The 15,714-nt window shown below is 70.6% G+C and carries 11 protein-coding genes; 5 read left to right on the top strand and 6 right to left on the bottom strand.

The features are described 5' to 3' along the window. The first annotated feature begins 508 nt into the window (after positions 1 to 508). Complete coding sequence (locus ACFV0Q_RS24750; RefSeq protein WP_385008548.1) at positions 509 to 1,927, top strand: nucleobase:cation symporter-2 family protein; 1,419 nt, start codon at positions 509 to 511, stop codon at positions 1,925 to 1,927. Between the two features lie 89 nt (positions 1,928 to 2,016). On the opposite strand, the gene ACFV0Q_RS24755 is transcribed toward ACFV0Q_RS24750, so the two are convergent. The 4 genes from ACFV0Q_RS24755 to ACFV0Q_RS24770 all read right to left on the bottom strand — a co-directional run bounded on the left by ACFV0Q_RS24755 (position 2,017) and on the right by ACFV0Q_RS24770 (position 4,916). After that, positions 2,017 to 2,688 (bottom strand): transcriptional regulator, encoded by a 672-nt coding sequence (locus ACFV0Q_RS24755; protein ID WP_385008549.1) that lies wholly within the window; start codon positions 2,686 to 2,688, stop codon positions 2,017 to 2,019. Positions 2,689 to 2,993: 305 nt separating this feature from the next. After that, the gene (locus tag ACFV0Q_RS24760) at positions 2,994 to 3,197 is read right to left on the bottom strand and encodes a cold-shock protein (protein WP_030861277.1); all 204 of its coding nucleotides are present in this window, start codon (positions 3,195 to 3,197) and stop codon (positions 2,994 to 2,996) included. 245 nt (positions 3,198 to 3,442) lie between these two features. Further along, positions 3,443 to 4,003 carry a hypothetical protein gene (locus ACFV0Q_RS24765; protein ID WP_385008550.1) on the bottom strand — a complete coding sequence of 187 codons (561 nt, stop codon included), beginning with the start codon at positions 4,001 to 4,003 and terminating at the stop codon, positions 3,443 to 3,445. 85 nt (positions 4,004 to 4,088) lie between these two features. Next, positions 4,089 to 4,916 (bottom strand): formylglycine-generating enzyme family protein, encoded by an 828-nt coding sequence (locus ACFV0Q_RS24770; protein ID WP_385008551.1) that lies wholly within the window; start codon positions 4,914 to 4,916, stop codon positions 4,089 to 4,091. 332 nt (positions 4,917 to 5,248) lie between these two features. On the opposite strand from ACFV0Q_RS24770, the gene ACFV0Q_RS24775 reads away from it, so the two are divergent. The 4 genes from ACFV0Q_RS24775 (at position 5,249) to xdhC (ending at position 12,637) form a co-directional block, all read left to right on the top strand. Continuing rightward, positions 5,249 to 7,483 carry a sulfatase-like hydrolase/transferase gene (locus ACFV0Q_RS24775; RefSeq protein ID WP_385008552.1) on the top strand — a complete coding sequence of 745 codons (2,235 nt, stop codon included), beginning with the start codon at positions 5,249 to 5,251 and terminating at the stop codon, positions 7,481 to 7,483. 444 nt (positions 7,484 to 7,927) lie between these two features. Then, a complete protein-coding gene (locus tag ACFV0Q_RS24780) occupies positions 7,928 to 9,391 on the top strand; it encodes a xanthine dehydrogenase small subunit (RefSeq protein ID WP_385008553.1) in 1,464 nt (487 codons plus the stop codon). After that, positions 9,388 to 11,787 carry a xanthine dehydrogenase molybdopterin binding subunit gene (xdhB, locus tag ACFV0Q_RS24785; protein ID WP_385008554.1) on the top strand — a complete coding sequence of 800 codons (2,400 nt, stop codon included), beginning with the start codon at positions 9,388 to 9,390 and terminating at the stop codon, positions 11,785 to 11,787. Before ACFV0Q_RS24780 ends, xdhB begins: the two co-directional genes overlap by 4 nt. 1 nt (position 11,788) lies before the next feature. After that, entirely contained in the window at positions 11,789 to 12,637 is an 849-nt protein-coding gene (xdhC, locus tag ACFV0Q_RS24790) for a xanthine dehydrogenase accessory protein XdhC (protein ID WP_385008557.1), read from the top strand. Between the two features lie 36 nt (positions 12,638 to 12,673). Here xdhC and ACFV0Q_RS24795 read toward each other — a convergent pair whose 3' ends face one another. Together ACFV0Q_RS24795 and ACFV0Q_RS24800 are read right to left on the bottom strand one after the other, a co-directional pair. Next, positions 12,674 to 14,041 carry a carotenoid oxygenase family protein gene (locus ACFV0Q_RS24795; protein WP_385008555.1) on the bottom strand — a complete coding sequence of 456 codons (1,368 nt, stop codon included), beginning with the start codon at positions 14,039 to 14,041 and terminating at the stop codon, positions 12,674 to 12,676. A gap of 282 nt (positions 14,042 to 14,323) precedes the next feature. Next, positions 14,324 to 15,714, bottom strand: a 1,391-nt coding sequence (locus ACFV0Q_RS24800) for a DHA2 family efflux MFS transporter permease subunit (protein ID WP_385008556.1), incomplete at its 5' end; no start/stop codon positions are given.

Below are 15,714 nucleotides of genomic sequence, written 5' to 3' on the forward strand. Positions count from 1 at the left end.
ACCTCCGCCAGACGCCGGATGGCGACATCCAGCTTCTCCTGGTCACCCTTTGACCTGGGTTCAATGGTGACTTCGATGAGAACCACAGGTGGGATGTCTGTACGCCTCATGGCGCCCTCGACGTCTAGGGAAGAGCCGACACCGATCCCTGCCCATTTTCGCTCCGGGGTGCGAGCTCCGCATTCCGAGTGGGCACGGACGATCACGACGACTCGACACGTGCCCACCGCGCTGCCCGACTCCGGTTACTCGCGAGGAAACACAGCCTTTGGCTATGGTGAGCGCCCTCGGTCGAGATTCCTTCGGATCCCATGATCAACCACGGGTCCGATGTGTCGATCGAAGGATGTCCTGCCAATCCAGGACGTGTATGCATGCAGAGCGACGTGGTGTCGGCAACACCGCCCGGCGTCGGCTCAGTGCGAGCCGGCCTGCCCTCGTCCTGTCATCCAGGGCTGGAGGGCGGCGGTTTTCTCATTCACCTACCTCTCGCGAAGGCAAGGCAGAGATGGCAAGAGTTCCCAGACAGTCCTCCCGGCAGAAGACCCACCCTGTCGACGAGTTGCTCCCGATCCCCCAACTCGCCCTGTACGGCTTCCAGCACGTGCTCGCGTTCTACGCTGCGGCGGTCATCGTCCCGGTCCTGCTCGGAAACGCGCTCGGACTCAGCCGCCAGGAGCTCGTCCACCTCGTCAACGCGGACCTCCTGACCTGCGGCGTGGCCTCGATCATCCAGGCTCTGGGAGTCTGGAAGGTCGGCGCCAGGCTGCCCCTGGTCCAAGGCGTGACCTTCACCGCGGTCTCACCCATGATCGCCATCGGGATGGGAGCGGGCGGCGGTACCGCCGGGCTGCTCGTCGTCTACGGAGCGGTGATCACGGCGGGCATGGCCACGTTCGCGCTGGCACCGCTCTTCAGCAAGCTGGTGAAGTACTTCCCGCCGGTCGTCATCGGCACGATCCTCACCATCATCGGCATCACCCTGATACCGGTGGCCCTCCAGGACGCGGCCGGCGGCGCGCACCTCATCGGCACGCCCGCGTACGGGGCTCCGAAGAGCCTCGCGTACGCGCTGGGCACCCTGCTCTTCATCCTGGCCCTGGTCCGGGTCGGCAAGCCGCTCCTCAGCAGCCTCGCCGTCCTGCTCGGGCTCGCGGCAGGCACGACGGCCGCGTGGCTCTTCGGGGACGTCGATTTGGGCGTGGTGGAGCAGGCCGACTGGTTCGGGGTCACCACGCCGTTCCACTACGGCATGCCGCGGTTCGAGCTGTTCCCGATCGTCGCGATGCTCGTCGTCATGCTGATCACGATGGTGGAGACCACGGGCGACGTGTACGCCATCGGGGAGATCACCCGCAGGAAGGTCGACGCCGACACGGTCGCGCGGGCCCTGCGCGCCGACGGCGTGGCGACGGTCCTCGGCGGCATCCTCAACTCGTTCCCGTACGTGGCGTTCGCGGAGAACATCGGCCTCGTCCGCATGTCCAAGATCATGAGCCGCTACGTGGTGGTGGCGGCCGGAGTGCTCATGGTCGTACTCGGGCTGCTGCCGAAGGCCGGCAGCCTGGTGGCCTCGGTCCCCCACCCGGTACTCGGCGGGGCGGCGGTCTCCATGTTCGGCATCGTCGCCGCGGTCGGCGTGCAGATCCTGGGGAAGGCCGATCTGCGCGAGGAGCGCAACACCCTGATCCTGGCGGTCAGTCTCGGCGCGGCGCTGCTGCCGACCACGGTCGCGCCGTTCTTCGACCGGATGCCGGACAGCGTCCGGGCCGTACTGGGCAGCGGGATCACGCTGGGCGCCCTCACCGCCATCGCCCTGAACCTGCTCTTCAACGTCTTCACCAGCCGCAGCACGATGGAGATCGACTGGGACGACATCGAGGACAGCGGGCCCGCCGGTCCGGGCATCGGAGCACTCGCCCACTGACCCGTTGACGAGCCGGCCGCGCAGCGGGCCGGGGCGGATTCCCTACCCGTTCCGGCCCGCTGCCGCGGCGCGCGCCGCGGTACCGCGCATCAGCCGCCCGCCGCCGGGTACGGCGACGCCTCGGCCTCTTCGCCGATCAACTCCCAGAAGTGGTCGACCAGGCGGCGCAGATACGCCGCGCGTTCCGCCGCGATCTCCTTGAGCCTGGAGTCGTCATTGCGGGCGACCAGGTGCCCCATGTACCGCTCGGAGAACCCGGAGAACTCCGTGTGCATCGTTCGCAGCGCATCGCCCACGCTCGTCGCGTCCACGGCGACGATCTCCACCACCGGATCGACATGAACCTTCCACCGCCCGGCGATAGCCGACCGCAGATGCTCCTCCAACTCGTCGACCCGGCCCATGATTCCGGTCAGTGTGCGCAAGGACAGCCCCAGGGCCTCCACCAGGACCCTCGTCTGCCGCGCGTCGCCGTGCCATCGCCGCGCCGACTCGGCCGCGCGGTACTCGGACGGGTCCATGCCCAGGTGGTACGCCAGCCGCTCCACGCTGAGCCGGCGGGCCAGCCGGAACTCGGTCAGCGTCCTCGGCCCGGTCCCCATGAGGGTGACCGGGTCGCACCACAGCGCATCGGCCAGCGCGAAGAGGTGCTGGTCGGACGGCACATGGGAGCCCTGCTCCCACGCCAGGACCAGCTCGGGGTGGACCGGAGTGCCGCAGGACGCCATGGAGGCGGCCACCTGGGGCACGGTCAGACCCATGCGGGCTCGCGCGGATCTGCCCTCTGCGGGGGAAAACGGAGTGCTGTACACGTACAAGACACCTCGCAACAACCCTCGGACGCTCCGCGCTCGAGGGGAAACGGAATGATGGATGAACACCAAGCGCGGGCACACTAACAGATGTTCGAAAGGCCGAAACCGGCCCTACTCCTTCAATTCGAAGGTGCTGCGGGGCTGCGGGGCTGCAGGTAGACAGAGAAAGGCCCGGCCGGCAAAACCAGCCCGGCCGGGCCTTCCTACGACAACGCCGCTGATACAGCGGCGCCCGCTCAAGGAGCGAAGGCTCAGGCGGGGGTGATGTTCTCCGCCTGGGGGCCCTTCTGGCCCTGGGTGACGTCGAAGTTCACCTTCTGGCCCTCCTGAAGCTCGCGGAAGCCCTGGGCGGCGATGTTCGAGTAGTGGGCGAAGACGTCAGGGCCGCCGCCGTCCTGCTCGATGAAGCCGAAGCCCTTTTCCGAGTTGAACCACTTGACGGTTCCGCTGGCCATGTGTCCTCCAAGGGACTCGAAACCGGTTCCGCACCATGCGGAAGCCGGAGGTGATCGCCCTGGTCCTCAGAGACTGTGAACAGCAAAACCGCCCGCGAACCTGCGCTCACGGGCGACCGGTACTTCGGAACCATGACAGCTGGCGCTGACGCTACACGGACAGTCCCGCTCGCACCATGAGAACCCTCTTCGCACACCGTATTCCTTGAGTCCTGTCTCCGACGCTTCGTGAGCCGGCGACAAGCTCAGTGACCCTCGACAGGCCGGCAGCGACGCACGTAGTAGCCGTGGGTGAGCGCCAGCAGCATCGGGCCCCACAGCATCCCCGGTGCGACACACACCATCGCCAGAGCCTCCCACCACCCGCTGGAGTACCCGAGACCGTGGAACCCGGGGACGTGCAGCCAGGAGAGCAGCACGCTTCCCCACAGCGCGGTCAAGACCAGGCCGCCGAGTGTGGCGGGGACTATCGCCACGAACGGCGGAACGCGCTTCCCCCCTATCACCGGCAGCCAGACGGGCGCGACCTCGCCCCATCCCCGCACCAGGCCGAGACCGAGCAACGCCAACGCCTCCGACAGCACACTGAGCCCGAAGACGTAGGGCACCGCCCACCACACCCAGGCCGGCGCGTTCGGATCGATCAGCCCCATGTCGAAGTCGAAGGCGAACGGCAACCGCCACAGACACTGGGGCAGCAGAACCCAAGGGATCGCACGGGCGGTGATGACCGCCCATCTCGGGACGGACCGCTCCGTATCGTATGAAGTCGCGGTTGGGCGAACGCGAACCGTGTTGATGGGCATGCGCCTACCGTCTTCGATCGTCGACGGCGAGTCGTCAGCCGGGGAGGTGATGCCGCTCCCCCATGAGGGGGAGCGAGCCGCCCGCTCAGGGCGCGGCCACGCAGCGGAATCCCACGTGGCCCGTACTGCTGTCCTCGGTGTTCCCCGTGCGGGCCGCGGTGCGGTACCGGTTGCAGTACGAGTCGTGGCACAGGTACGAGCCCCCGCGCATCGCCCGCGTACCGCTGCCGGGGGCGAACTCGTCGGCCGTCCACTCCCACACGTTGCCGACGGTGTTGTACAGCCCGTACCCGTTGGGCTCGTACGCGTCCACCGGCGCCGCGCCCAGGTGGCCGTCCTCCTCCGTGTTGACCAGCGGAAACTCGCCCTGCCAGATGTTGCAGCGCCAGACCCCGCCGGGGGCCAGGACGTCGCCCCACGGGTAGCGCGCCTGGTCGAGCCCGCCGCGCGCCGCGTACTCCCACTCCGCCTCGGTCGGCAGCCGCTTTCCGGCCCAGGCGGCGTACGCGGTCGCGTCCTGCCACGCCACGTGGACCACCGGATGCCCGGGCTCGGGCACGGAACCGGGACCGTACGGGCTGCGCCACGAGGCGCCCTCGACCGCCCGCCACCACGGAGTACCCCGCGGGGCGGGTGAGGCGAGGACGAGCTCCGGCTCGATCAGCCCCGCGAAGACGTACGACCAGCCGGCGGCCTCCGCGACCGTGAGGTATCCCGTCTGCTCCACGAAACGGCCGAACTCGGTGTTGTCGACGGCGTGGACGTCGATGCGGAAGGGGGCGACCGTCACCTCGCGGACCGGCCCCTCGCCGTCGAGCGGGTTCGCGGTGCCGTCCTCGTTGCCCATCCGGAACGTGCCGCCGGGCAGCGCCACCATCTCGGTGGTCGCTCGGACGTGGGACGCCGGCAGCACCGCCGACGGTCCCCGCGACCTCCGGCCGGCGGCAGGCGGCGCGTGACGAGGGGCACAGCACGCCCCACCGTGCCCGTCGGCGCTCAGCCCCACCCTGCCCTCGGCCCCGGCCCCGGCAATCTCGATCGGCACAGCCCTCCCCACCTCTCCCAACGGCTCTGACGTGGCCAATGTCGCCCGCCTGCCGCTCCGAGAGAACCGCGCCGGGCTCCCTGTCACACGATCTTCATACGCCGTGCATGGCCCGGGAGCCCGCCGCACGCTCATCATCGGCTGCACGCCCATGACCGGTCCGCGGTGCGCACAGCGCAGCAGCTTCAAGGAGTTCCCCGATGTCAAGCCGCCGTCACTTCCTGGCCGGTTCGGCCGCCGCGCTCGGCTTGACGGCCCTGCCCGCAGCCGCCTCGGCCACACCCGCGGCGGCTCGGACGACGCAGGCGGCGGTACAGACGCCGACTCCCACGCGCTCGCCGAACCTCATCGTCGTCCTGGCCGACGACCTCGGCTACGGCGAACTCGGCGCGTACGGACAGAAGCTGATCACCACCCCACGTCTGGACGGGCTGGCCACCGAGGGGCTGCGCTTCACCGACGCGTACTCGACCGCGGCCGTCTGCGCGCCGTCGCGCTGCTCCCTTCTCACCGGACTGCACACCGGCCACTCCACGGTGCGCGCGAACCCCTCCGCCGCCCAGGGCTCGCTCACCGCGACCGACACCACCTTCGCCCAGGTTCTGAAGGCCCGCGGCTACCGGACCGCCGTCATCGGCAAATGGGGCTTCGGTCCGGAAGCGGCCGACCAGGACAGCCACCCGGCCGCCCGCGGCTTCGAGGAGTTCTACGGCTACATCGACCACGGCCACGCGCACCAGTACTACCCCGAGTACCTCTGGCACAACGGGGCCAAGGAGCCCATCCCCGCCAACGCGGGTGGCACGAAGGCGGTTTACGCCCCCGACCTGATCGAACAGCATGCCCTGGAGTTCATCGGCACGCACAAGGACGAGCCGTTCCTGCTGTTCCTGACGCCGAACGTGCCACACGCCCCCAGTGACGTGCCCGACACCAGCGCGTACGCCGCCCAGAGCTGGACGGCCGCGAACAAGGGCCATGCGGCGCAGGTCAGTTACTTCGACGCACTGGTCGGCAAGGTCGTGGACCGGCTGCGCGCGCTGGGCCTGGAGGACGACACGGTCCTGCTGGTCACCAGCGACAACGGGCCGCACGAGGAGGGCGGCGTCAACCCGGACCTCTTCGACGCCAACGGCCCCCTGCGCGGCTACAAGCGCAACCTGTACGAGGGCGGGGTGCGCGTCCCGCTCATCGCCTGGGGTCCGGGCCGCGTCGCACGGGGCACCAGCGACCGCCCCACCCCGCTCACCGACATCCTTCCCACCCTCGCCGAACTCGGCGGCGCCCCGGCACCCTCCGACGTGGACGGCCTCTCGGCCGCCCCGCTGCTGGCCGGAAGCCCCGACGCGGCCCGCCACGGCCACCTCTACTGGTTCCGTGACGAGCTGGGTGTCACCAGCCGGGCCAACGCACAGGACGCCCAGCGGGCCACGTGGCTGGCCGAAGCGGTGCGGCGGGACAACTGGAAGGCGGTGCGCTTCGCCCCCGAACGCAACCACACCCTCCCCGACGACAAGTGGCAGGTCGAGCTCTACGACCTGGCCGCCGACCTGGGGGAAACCCGCAACGTCCTCGACGCACACCCCTCGACGGCGGCCGCGCTGGTGGCGTTGATGCGCTCCTCTTGGCAGGACAGCTACCCCCGCAAGGCGTTCGGCGTGCGCCTGACTCTGCCTCAGATCGCCTTTCCAGGGCAGGCGTTCACCGTCACCGCGTCGCTCGCCAACGGCTCCGCCAAGGCCTGGTCCTCGGCGGCGCTCGCGCTGCGCGTCCCGGCCGGCTGGACGGTGACCGCGACCACGGCGACCACCGGCGGGCAACTCGCCGCCGGTGCCCAGCTCGACGCCACCTGGAAGGTCACCCCGCCCGCCGACGCGCCCGCCGGAACGGGCTGGAACCTCACGGCCGAGGGAACGGCACTGGCGCCGGGCGGGACGGTCACCTATCGCACGTCCGGTACGGTGCCGACGCCGCCGCCCGCGCCGACGAAGGACTCGTACCTCTCCGACCTGGAGTGGATCTCCGCCGGCAACGGGTGGGGCCCGGTCGAGCGGGACGCCTCCAACGGCAAAAACGCCGCGGGGGACGGCCCCCCGATCGCCTTCGGCGGTACGCAGTACGCCAAGGGCCTCGGCGTCCACGCCCCCAGTGACATCGCCTTCCACCTGGGTGCCGCGGGCAACCGCTTCACCGCCCTGGTCGGCATCGACGACTTCTCGGCGAAGCAGAGCCCGGCCGGCGCGACCCGCGCCAAGGTGTACGGCGACGACCGGCTGCTGCTGACCACCCCGACGCTCACGGCGGCCACCGGTCCGGTGGCGGTGGACGTGGACGTGCGGGGCGTGCGGGTCCTGCGGCTGGTGGTGGAGGACGCCAACAACAAGACCTCCTTCGACCACACGTCGTGGGCGCTGGCCCGCGTCACGGTGGTCTGAGCCGGCGCCCGGGTCCCGTCGTCAACGACACCGACGGGACTGGAGTCGCGTACGAGAACCCCCCGCACAAACTGGCCACCCGTTGTGGAATCGACCGACATCGGCTTGACCTGCGAACCTGCGGCAACGTAACTTCGACCGCACCGACCCACGGGCTACTGGAAGGAGGCGAAGCCGGATGTCGACCATCTCCGAAACGCTTCCCCTCGCTCACCAGACCGCCTGGGCTCCGGGTCGCGTAGCCCACGGCTGCTGAACAGCCCCCTCGCCGGAGTGCCCCATCGCGGCCCCGGCGGCTTCCGCATCTCTGTCACCCCTCACGGCACATCGCTGCGTGCCGATTTGTCGCGCTCCGCGTTATCGAGCTGCGCCACTGAAAGAGAAAGCACCTGAAATGGCGACTAGGACAGTCAGACCGACAATGCGCCGAAATGAGGACATGTCATGGTAGCGGCGCGGATCACGGTCAACGGGAGAGAAACACCGATTTCACCGGCCGCCCCCCACACCACGGCGCTGGATTTCCTGCGCGAGCGCGGCCTCACCGGCACCAAGGAGGGCTGCGCAGAGGGTGAATGCGGCGCCTGTTCGGTCCTGGTGGCCCGGCCCGGGGTGGACAAGCCCACCGACTGGGTGGCGGTCAACGCCTGCCTGGTCCCGGTCGCGGCGCTCGACGGTCAGGAGGTCATCACCTCCGAGGGTCTCGCCACCGTCGGCGAGTCCGGCACGCCCACCGCGCTGCACCCCGTACAGGAGGAGATGGCCGTCCGCGGCGGCTCCCAATGCGGTTACTGCACGCCGGGATTCATCTGCAGCATGGCCTCCGAGTACTACCGGCCCGACCGCTGCGCGCACCCGGACCCGGCCGACGGCAGCGACTCCGAGCACGGTCCGAACGGTTTCGATCTGCACGCGCTGAGCGGAAACCTGTGCCGCTGCACCGGATACCGCCCGATCCGCGATGCCGCGTTCGCCGTCGGTACGCCCGCCGAGGACGATCCCTTGGCGCAGCGTCGCGAGCAGTCCCCGCCCGCACCGGTCGCCACCGCATACATCCGGGACGACAGCGCGTTCCTGCGGCCGAGCACCTTGGCCGATGCCCTGCGGCTGCTGCGTGAGCGGCCCGACGCGGTGGTGGTCGCCGGAAGCACCGACTGGGGCGTGGAGGTGAACATCCGTTCCCGCCGGGCCGATTGTGTGGTCGCGGTCGACCGGCTGCCCGAACTGCGGGAGTTGAACGTCGCATCGGACAGCATCGAGATCGGGGCGGCGCAGACGCTCACGGAGATCGAACGCCGCCTCGACGGCCGAGTCCCGCTGCTGGCGGAGCTGTTCCCGCAGTTCGCGTCCCGGCTCATCCGCAACAGTGCGACCCTCGGCGGCAACCTGGGAACCGGCTCCCCCATCGGTGACAGCCCGCCGGTGCTGCTCGCGCTGGAGGCGTCGGTGGTGCTCGCCGGCGCCGACGGTCAGCGCGAGGTCCCCCTCTGCGACTACTTCACCGGCTACCGGCAGAGCGTGCGCCGTCCCGGCGAGCTGATCCGCGCCGTGCGCGTCCCGCTGCCGCTGTCGCCGGTCACGGCCTTCCACAAGATCGCCAAGCGGCGCTTCGACGACATCTCCAGTGTGGCGATCGCCTTCGCGCTCGACATCGAGGACGGGACCGTCCGCAAGGCACGCATCGGCCTGGGCGGCGTGGCCGCCACCCCGATCCGCGCCCTGGCCACCGAGGCGGCCCTGGAGGGCGAGCCGTGGACGGCGCAGACCGTCGAGGCCGCGGCCCGTGTGCTGCGGGGCGAGGGGACACCGATGAGCGATCATCGCGCCAGTGCCGTCTACCGTTCCGCGATGCTCGGCCAGAGCCTGCTGAAGCTGTACGCGCAAACCACCGAGGCGGTGTCGTCATGAGCCAGTTGTCCGAGCGTCCCGAAAAGCCCGTCGTCGGCGTTTCCATGCCGCACGAGAGCGCGAACCTGCACGTCACCGGCAGCGCGCTCTACACCGACGACCTGGTCCACCGCACCAAGGACGTACTGCACGCCTACCCGGTCCAGGTCATGAAGGCCCACGGCAGGATCGCCGCGCTGCGCACCGGGCCCGCGCTCGCCGTGCCCGGGGTGGTCCGCGTACTGACCGGCGAGGACGTGCCCGGCGTCAACGACGCCGGAATGAAGCACGACGAGCCGCTCTTCCCCGACGAGGTCATGTTCCACGGCCACGCGGTCGCCTGGGTGCTCGGCGAGACCCTGGAGGCGGCCCGGCTCGGCGCCGCGGCCGTCGAGGTGGAACTCGAAGAGCGGCCCTCCCTGGTCACGCTGTCGGAAGCGATCGCCGCGAACAGTTTCCACGGCGCCCGGCCCGTGATGCTGACCGGTGACGTCGACGCCGGATTCGACGACTCGGCGCACGTGTTCACCGGGGAGTTCCAGTTCTCCGATCAGGAGCACTTCTATCTCGAGACGCACGCGGCGCTGGCCCAAGTCGACGAGAACGGGCAGATGTTCGTCCAGAGCAGCACCCAGCATCCCTCGGAGACGCAGGAGATCGTCGCGCACGTGCTCGGCCTGCACAGCCACGAGGTGACCGTGCAGTGCCTGCGGATGGGTGGGGGCTTCGGCGGGAAGGAGATGCAGCCGCACGGGTTCGCGGCCGTCGCCGCGCTCGGCGCCATGCTGACCGGCCGTCCGGTCCGGGTGCGGCTCAACCGGACCCAGGACCTGACCATGTCCGGCAAGCGCCACGGGTTCCACGCCACGTGGAAGATCGGCTTCGACGCCGAGGGCCGCATCCAGGCCCTGGACGCCACCTTGACCGCGGACGGCGGCTGGAGCCTGGACCTGTCCGAGCCCGTGGTGGCCCGAGCGCTGTGCCACATCGACAACACCTACTGGATCCCCAACGCGCGCGTCGCCGGCCGCATCGCCAAGACCAACAAGGTCTCCAACACCGCCTTCCGCGGCTTCGGCGGACCGCAGGGCATGCTGGTGATCGAGGACATCATGGGCCGGTGCGCGCCACTGCTCGGCCTGGATCCGATGGAGCTGCGCGAACGCAACTTCTACCGGCAGGGCCAGTCCACGCCGTACGGACAGCCGGTCCCCCATCCCGAACGGATCTCCACCATCTGGCGGCAGGTCCAGGACGACGCCGGCATCGCCGGTCGCAAGCGCGAGATCGCGGCCTTCAACGCCGTGCACCCGAACACCAAGCGGGCGCTCGCGCTCACCGGGATCAAGTTCGGGATCTCGTTCAACCTGACCGCGTTCAACCAGGCCGGCGCGCTGGTGCTCGTCTACAAGGACGGCTCCGTCCTGATCAACCACGGCGGCACCGAGATGGGGCAGGGCCTGCATACCAAGATGCTGCAGGTGGCCGCGACCACGCTGGGCATCCCGCTGCACAAGGTGCGGCTGGCCCCGACGCGCACGGACAAGGTGCCCAACACCTCCGCCACCGCCGCCAGCGCCGGGGCGGACCTCAACGGCGCGGCGGTGAAGAACGCCTGCGAGCAGATCCGCGAGCGGCTGCTCCAGGTGGCGGGCACACAGCTGGGCGCGAACGCCTCGGACGTGCGCATCGTCGAGGGCGTCGCACGCGTCCTCGGCAACGACAAGGAACTGGCCTGGGACGATCTGGTGCGCACCGCGTACTTCCAGCGGGTCCAGTTGTCGGCGGCCGGCTTCTACCGGACCGAGGGCCTGCACTGGGACGCGAAGGCCTTCCAGGGCTCCCCGTTCAAGTACTTCTCCTACGGCGCCGCCGCGACCGAGGTGGAGGTGGACGGCTTCACGGGCGCGTACCGGATCCGGCGGGTGGACATCGTCCACGATGTCGGAGACAGCCTCTCCCCGATGATCGACATCGGTCAGGTCGAGGGCGGTTTCGTGCAGGGCGCGGGCTGGCTGACGCTGGAGGACCTGCGGTGGGACGCCGGCGACGGGCCGAACCGCGGCCGGCTGCTGACCCAGGCGGCGAGCACCTACAAGCTGCCGAGCTTCTCGGAGATGCCCGAGGAGTTCAACGTCAGGCTGATGGAGAACGCCACCGAGGAGGGCGCGGTCTACGGGTCCAAGGCGGTGGGCGAACCTCCGCTGATGCTGGCCTTCTCGGTGCGAGAAGCGTTGCGGCAGGCCGCCGCGGCGTTCGGGCCCGCCGGAGCCAGCGTGGAACTCGCCTCCCCCGCGACACCGGAGGCGGTGTACTGGGCGATCGAAGCGGCTCGCAGCGGCGGCGCGCGGCACGACGGTCACGCGCCCGTCGGCAGCGGGGCCCCCGCCGACGCCGGCACTTTGAGCCATGCCTGACATGAGCTGGGTGGCCGCGGTCGCGCGGTTGCGGGCACGCCGGGAACCCGGCGTGCTCGTGACCGTCGCGACCGTGCGCGGCCACGCGCCGCGCCGGGCCGGTGCCAAACTCGTCGTGGGACGGACCGAGACCTGGGGTTCGATCGGCGGCGGCAACATCGAGGCCGTCGCCATCGACCGGGCGCGCGAACTGAACGCGGCGGCCGATCCGGAGCCGGAGCTGATGGAATTCGCCCTCAACGACAAGGTCACCGGCCGGCACGGCGTGCAGTGCTGCGGCGGAGCCGTCTGCGTACTGCTCGAACCCCTGCCGGTGGTCCAGGCGGTGGCGGTCTTCGGCGTCGGGCACGTCGGACTGGAACTGGCACGCATCCTGGCCCGCCACAACCTCGATCTGCACCTGATCGACACCCGACCCGACATGCTCACCGACGAACGGCTCGGAGTGCTCGCGGACGCGGTGGCGCAGATCCACGTGCACCACACCCCGCTGCTTCCGGAGGAGGTGCTCGCGGAGCTGCCACCCGGCACCCACGTCCTGATCATGACCCACGATCACGCCGAGGACGCCGCACTGTGCGACGCCGCCCTGCGCACCTTCGGTCTCGGCTCGATCGGGCTGATCGGCTCGTCCGCCAAATGGACGCGGTTCCGCCAGCGCCTGGCCACCGAGGGCGGCCACGACGCCGCCACCATCGACCGGATCAAGACCCCGATCGGACTGACCGGGATCACCGGCAAGGAACCCGCCACGATCGCGCTGAGCGTCGCGGCGGACCTGCTCCGGACCTTCGAGGAGGACCACCACTTGGCGGTGCTGAACACGCTCGCCGCAGTGCCCCGTTCCTGAGCCGCCCCCGGGGCCCGGGGCGGATCAGGTCTCGGATCAGTTGTCGGAATCTTCGAGGTCGCCGTCGGGGATCCAGGCGCCGTGGATGCCGCCGGTGACCCGGCGCGGGAGGTGGACCGTCGCGATCCGGTCGAGGCCCGAGGCGTCCAGGACCAGGAGCTGGGAGGCGTCCTGCTTGAGGTCGGAGACGACCGTGAGCAGGTACCCGTCGTCCTCGCGGGTGGCGCCGGCGGCGGGAACGAACACGGCCTCGCTGGGCAGGCGGGCGTCGCCGGCCTGGTGGATGCGTCGGGCGCCGGTGGTGCGGTCGTACTTGACGATGCCGTAGCCGCCGCGGCCGTCCTGGTCGGGGAAGGAGACCGCGTACTGGTAGCGGTGCTCGGCGCCGAGGAAGTCCTCGTTGAGGGTGGGGAATTCGATGGCGAGGTCGTCGATGATCTGCTCGTCGACGCCGCCGGCGACCAGGTCGATGACCCATCGGCGGTTGTACGAGCGGGCGTTGGGCTCGGTGCCGCGGCCGGGAGCGCCGACCCACCAGTTCCAGGACAGCTGGAAGCCCTCACGGTCCACGGTCGGCCCCTCCAGCACGATGCGGCCGCGGGTGTCCTCGTACGCGTTGGCGGCGTGCAGCATGTTGCCCGGCTCGATGGAGAACCAGCGGATCTTCGCCGCGCCTTCCGGGCCGCGGGGCATGACGCCGATCCGGGCCGGCTGCGCGTCGTTCCAGCCGTACGGGATGCCGGAGTGCTCGGCGGGGTCGAAGGTGACGGTGCCCTCGATGAAGACGACGTGGTTGCGGGTGACGGCGAAGTCGTGCTTGAGGGAGGCGGTCGCCCCCGGCACCTCGGCGCTGTGGGTGATCTGCCCCTTGGCATCGGCCACGTAGTACGTGAGGAAGGGCGGGAACGGTGAGGAGCCGAAGAAGTGCAGCTCGCCGGTGACCGGGTCGGTCTTCGGGTGCGCGGTCATCGCGCTGCGCAGTTTGCCGCCGAAGTCGTAGGCGCCGACCGTGTCGAGGTCCCTGGTGAGCTCGAAGGGGACGTTCGCCTCGCACAGGGCGAGGAGGCGTCCTGCGTGCTCGATGACGTGGGTGCCGGCGGTGCTGGCCGTCAGGTCCGGGCCGTGCTCGGTCATGTAGGGGGCGCCGTCCAGGGCGGGGGTGCGCACCCAGCGGTTGCGGTACCACTCGGCGCGGCCGTCGCGCAGGCGGATGCCGTGGACCATGCCGCTGCCCTTGAACCAGTGGGTGGGGGTGACACCGGGCTTGGGGTTGTGGCTGTTGCGGATCAGGCGGCCGGTCAGCTCCGGCGGCAGGTTGCCCTCGACGGTGAGCCCGGTGGCGGTGATCTCGTCGACGGCCGGGGCGTAGTGGCCGAGCAGGTAGGGCTTCGTGTCGGTGGTCATGGCAGGAACCTCGCTTCGTGTGACGGTGACGGTGACGGTGACGGATGGGAGATGTGGCGGGCTCGGTGGGTGGTGGCTGTCAGTCGGTCCGCTCGGTGCGGGTCTTGAGGGCGGCGAGCCAGGTGGTCGGGGAGTCGTGGAGGGCCTGGCCGAGCTCGGCGGCCGCGGCGTCGACGGGGGCGGTCTCGTCGATGGTGAACGTGGTTGCTCTTCCTCTCGGTTGACGTGCTGTCGGTTACGAACCCGGTCGGACGGGTCGGACGGGTAGGGCGGGTACGGCGGTCAGTGGCGGGCGCCGGTGGCGGGTTGCGGTCGCGGGCTCGGGTTTGCGTCGGAGGGGCCGCTCGCGGTGCGGCGGGTGAGGAGCAGGGCGAGCGCGGCGGTGGCCGCGAGGACGGCGGCGCAGATGCCGAAGGCGGTGCGGTAGCCGGCGGTGAGCGCCTCCAGTTGCGGCTGGTGGGCGGCCGCGTGGAGGGTGGTGGTGCCGGCGAGGGTGGCCAGGACGGCGAGGCCGATCGCGCCGCCGACCTGGCGGGTGGTGTTGACCAGCCCGCCGGCCAGCCCTGCGTCCTGACGGTCGACGCCCTCCACGGACAGGGCGGTGAGCTGGACGAAGGCGATGCTCAGGCCGAGACCGATGAGGATGCTGGGGCCGAGGACGTCGGCGAGGTAGCTGCCGTGGGCACTGATCCGGGACAGCCACAGCAGTCCGGCGGCCTCGGCCAGCAGGGCGCCGGTCACCGTGGCGGTGGCGCCGGCCCGGCGGGAGATCCGCGGGGCGAGAGCGGAGCCGAGCATGTTGGCCGCGGCGAGCGGGAGTTGACCCAGGCCGGTGACCAGCGGGCTGGAGCCGAGGACCTGCTGCTGGTAGAGCGGCAGGAAGAAGAACAGCGCGATCCATACCGAACCCAGCAGTGTCATCAGCACGTTGCCGAAGGTGACGCGACCGGCGCGGAACAGCCTCGGCGGCAGCAGCGGATTCGGGTGGCGGCGCTCGACCAGGAGGAACGCGACCGCCAGTACGGCTGTTACGGCGAAGGCGGCGAGGACGGCGGTGTCCGTCCAGCCCGAGCGGCGGGCCGTGGTCAGCCCCCACACCAGGGAGGTGAGCGAGAGGGTCACGGTGGCGGTGCCGAGCAGGTCGAACCGGCCGTTGCTGACGGGTCGCACCCCCGGCAGGGCGGCGGCGACGGAGGCCAGGACCAGGAGCGCGCCGATCGCGACGGCGTAGAAGATCCACGGCCAGCCCCATGCCTGCGTGAGGACACCGCCGAGGAGGACTCCGGCCGCGCCTCCGGCGCCGGAGACCGCACCCCACACCCCCAGGGCTCTGCCCCGGCCGGGGCCGGGCGGGAACAGCTCCATCACGAGGGCCAGCGCGGCCGGGGCGATGGCCGCGGCGCCCAGTCCCTGCATCGCTCGGGCCGCGATCAGCACGGCGGACGAGGTGGCCAGTCCCGCCGCCAGAGAGGAGGCGCCGAACACCGCGAGTCCCGCCAGCAGCATCCGGCGGCGGCCGAGCAGGTCCGCCGCCCTCCCGCCCGCCAGGAGCAGCGCGCCGAAGGCCAGGCCGTAGGCGTTGACCACCCACGTGGTGCCACTGTCCGACAGCCCGACGCCCGTGCGGATCTGGGGCAGGGCCACGTTCACGATCGAGGTGGCCAGCATGACGG

The sequence above is a fragment of the Streptomyces sp. NPDC059564 genome (assembly GCF_042735575.1).
GTDB lineage: Bacteria > Actinomycetota > Actinomycetes > Streptomycetales > Streptomycetaceae > Streptomyces.